A 3,442-nucleotide genomic window follows, 5' to 3' on the forward strand; every position below is an offset into this window, starting at 1 on the left:
GGGGACGGCTGCCGGGACGGTCGCGGGGCGGGCCGCCGGGCGGCGCGGCGCGGCCGAGGCCCCGTGCTCCGCGACCAGGTGGGCGCCCAGCGCCTCCAGGGTGCTGAGGTCGAAGAACACGGCCGGGCTGACCTTGGCGCCGAAGCGCTCCTCGATCTGCTTGGCGAAGTACACCAGGGAGATCGAGTCGAAGCCGAACTCGTCCATGCCGGTCCGGGGGTCGAGCTCCTCCGGCTCGAACTTCAGCAGCCCCGCCGCGATCTCGCGCAGCACCTCCACGACCCCGTCCGCACCCGAAGGTCCGGACGTGCCCTCCGCCGGCGCGGGAGTACCCGGCTCGGGGCGGAGTACGGCGGGTCGGGGGGCCCGGCGGGCCGCCGGTGGCGTCCCCCCGGTGCCGCACAGCACGCCCTCCAGCGCGCCGAGCACCTCGCCCGAACCGTCGGCCAGGAGGATCCGGTCGGCGCCGAGGAGGACGTGGGCGACCGGCCCGCCGGACCGGACGGTGACCCGGTCGATCCGGTGCGGTGCGACCCGCTGCCAGTCCGGGTGCCCGGCCCGGCGGGCCGTCCACTGCACGCCCAGGGCGATCGCCGCGAGGACGGACGGTTCGACGGTCACGTTCCGCCGGGCGTGGTCCTGCTGGACGCCGGGGCGGGACAGGTGCAGGACGGTGCTGCCGTCCGGGGCGGCGGAGACCGCGTCGACGGCGCAGGAGGCGGCCCGGGGGACGACGCCGCCCTCGGCCAGTTCGGCCAGGAGGCCCGCCCGGTCCAGCACCTGCCGCAGGCCGGTGAGGTCGATCCGGCCGGTGGGCGCGTCGGCCGCCCGGACGGTGAACTCGACGGCCGGCGGCCCGTCCCCGGCCCGCACCAGGCCGTGGCCGTCGGCGAACTCCGTGACGAGGCGGTCGGTGGCCGACCAGTCGACCGGCCGCAGCACCCGCAGGTCGTGCACGGCCGGCTCGGCCGCGTACCCGCTGACCTTCGCGGTGGCGAGCGCGAGGTCCACGGCGAAGGTGGACACCACGACGGGGAGCCCGTCCTGGCGGTAGGTGTAGTCCTGGAGGTCGTCGAGCCGCAGGTCCGCGGTGTAGCGCAGGCCGTGGACGTCGGACTCGTTGCGTCCCAGGAAGGGGTGCAGCCGCTCGCGGTGGGCCAGCGGGGCGAGCACGGTCGGCGCGTCCTCGTCCACCTCGACCCAGCAGCGCACCCGGTCGAAGGGGTACGGGGGCAGCGGGACCCGCCGGGCCGCGGGCAGCCGGTCCCAGTCGACGCTGCGGCCCGCGAGCCAGGTCCGGGCGATCTCGTGCTCCGGGAGGTCCCGGCGGCCCGCCGCCCAGCCGTCCAGGGCGGCCAGGGCGGCCGCCTTGTCGGCCGCCACGAAGGCCCAGCGGTGCGGCAGTTCGTTCCTGCCGACCCGCAGGGTGAAGGCGATGTCGGGGAGGTCGGCCTCGCGGGCCCCGGCGAGGTGGTCGCGGAAGACGGCCAGGTGGCGTCCGAGGGCGTCCTCGTTCATGGCGGAGAACACGAACAGCTGCTCGCCGAAGGGCTCCTGGCGCTCCGGCCGCGGCGGGTACTCCTCCAGGATGATGTGGGAGTTCATGCCGCCGGCGCCGATCGAGGTGAGGCCGGCCCGGCGCGGGTGGGTGACCTCCCGGCCGTCGACCGTGGTGACGACCGGCTGCCAGTCGGCGAGGGTCTGCTGCACCCGGAACGGGGTGTCCGCGAAGTCGATGTCCGGGTTGAGCTCCGTGCTGTGCAGGGACGGCACCAGCTTGCCGTGCCGCAGCTGGAGCAGCACCTTCGCCAGGCCCACCATCCCGGCGGCGGCGAGCAGGTGGCCCATGGTGGCCTTGACCGAGCCGAGGGCGCAGAACTGCCGGTCCTCGGTGTACTTCCGGTACGCCGAGGTGAGGGCGCGGACCTCGATCGGGTCGCCCAGGGCGGTGCCCGAGCCGTGGCCCTCGACGTAGCCGATCGTCCTCGGGTCGATCCCGGCGTCCTCGACGGCCTTCTCGATCGCGCGGGCCTGCATGCCGGGGCTCGGCACGGTGAAGCCGTTGCGCACACCGGCGTTGGACAGGGCGGTGCCCTTGATCACGGCGTACACGTGGTCGCCGTCGCGCTCCGCGTCGACCAGCGGCTTGAGCACCACCGCGCCGACGCCCTCGCCGAGGATGGTGCCGTCCACGCCGACGCCGAAGCTGCGGATCACGTCGGAGGTGCCGGTGGTGAAGTGCTCCTGCGAGGAGGTGATCAGGTTGTACGGGTGCAGCAGCAGGTTGATGCCGCCCGCGACCACCATCCGGCACTCGCCGGCCCGCAGCATCTGCACGGCCTGGTGGACGCAGGTCGAGGAGGCCGAGCACATGGTGTCCACGAAGATCGACGGCCCGGTCAGGCCGTAGAAGTAGGACAGCATGTTCGGGATCGTCCCGGTGTAGCTGCCGCTCTGCGGGGCGCCGCGGGTGAGGCTGTTCTGGAAGCCGTACAGGTTGTAGTGGTTGCTCATCGTCCCGACGAGCACGCCGACGTCGCCCTGGTAGCGGCGCCGGATGGTCTCCCGGGAGTAGCCCGAGTCCTCCAGCGCCTGCACGCCGGCCTGGAGGAACAGCCGCACCTCCGGGGACATCTGCTCGGCCTCGCGCTTGGAGATCCGGAAGTACCGGGGGTCGAAGGCGTCGATGTCGCGCAGGAAGGTCCCGGTCCGGATCACGCTCTTGCCGGGCACGGCCCGGTCGCTGTCGTGGACGACGCGGTGGTCCCAGCGGTCGGCGGGGACCTCGGTGAAGCTGTGCCGGCCGTTCTCCAGCAGCTCCCACAGCTCGTCGAGGGTGTCGGCGCCGGGGTAGCGCCCGGAGACCCCGATGATCGCGATGTCGTGCCGGTCGTCGCGGTCCCGGTGCGGGCCGGACGGCTCCGCGCGGGCCTCGGGGGCCTCGACGGCGGCGACGGCCTCGGGGGTGGTCCGGACGGGCACCTCGACCGGCTCCGGCTCGGGTTCGGCCTGCGGTGCCGCCCCGCCGAGGACGGCCTCCAGCTGCTCCCGCCGGGACTCCACGAAGTGGGCGGCGACGTCGGCGATGTTGAGGTACTCGAAGAAGATGGTCTTGGACAGCGGCCCGAACAGCTTCTCCAGCTCGGCGGTCACGCCCATGATGCTCAGCGAGTCGATGCCGTACGCGACGAGGTCGGTGGCCGGGTCGAGGTCCTCCGGCCGGTGCCGGAGGACCTCGGCGACGATCCGCCGCAGCAGTTCCTCGGTCCGCTCGGTCAGGTCCCCGCCGTCGCCGCCGGGTACCGGGGCGGCGGGTACGGCGGTCCGAACCGGTGTGCCCGGTACGGCGGTTCGGGCCGGTACGGCGGGCCGGGCCGCGAGCGTGGCGCCCGCGCCGTAGCCGACCACGACGTGCGCCGGGGCGTCGGCGCGCAGCGCCCCG

The 3,442-nt window shown here is 74.5% G+C and carries 1 protein-coding gene; it reads right to left on the reverse strand.

Annotated features, from left to right (window positions below; genetic code table 11):
* Positions 1-3,442, reverse strand: a 3,442-nt coding sequence (locus tag AE652_RS38005) for a beta-ketoacyl synthase N-terminal-like domain-containing protein (RefSeq protein WP_234348684.1), incomplete at both ends; no start/stop codon positions are given.

It is taken from the genome of Kitasatospora sp. MY 5-36, assembly GCF_001182915.1.
In the GTDB taxonomy this organism is placed as follows: Bacteria; Actinomycetota; Actinomycetes; order Streptomycetales; family Streptomycetaceae; genus Kitasatospora.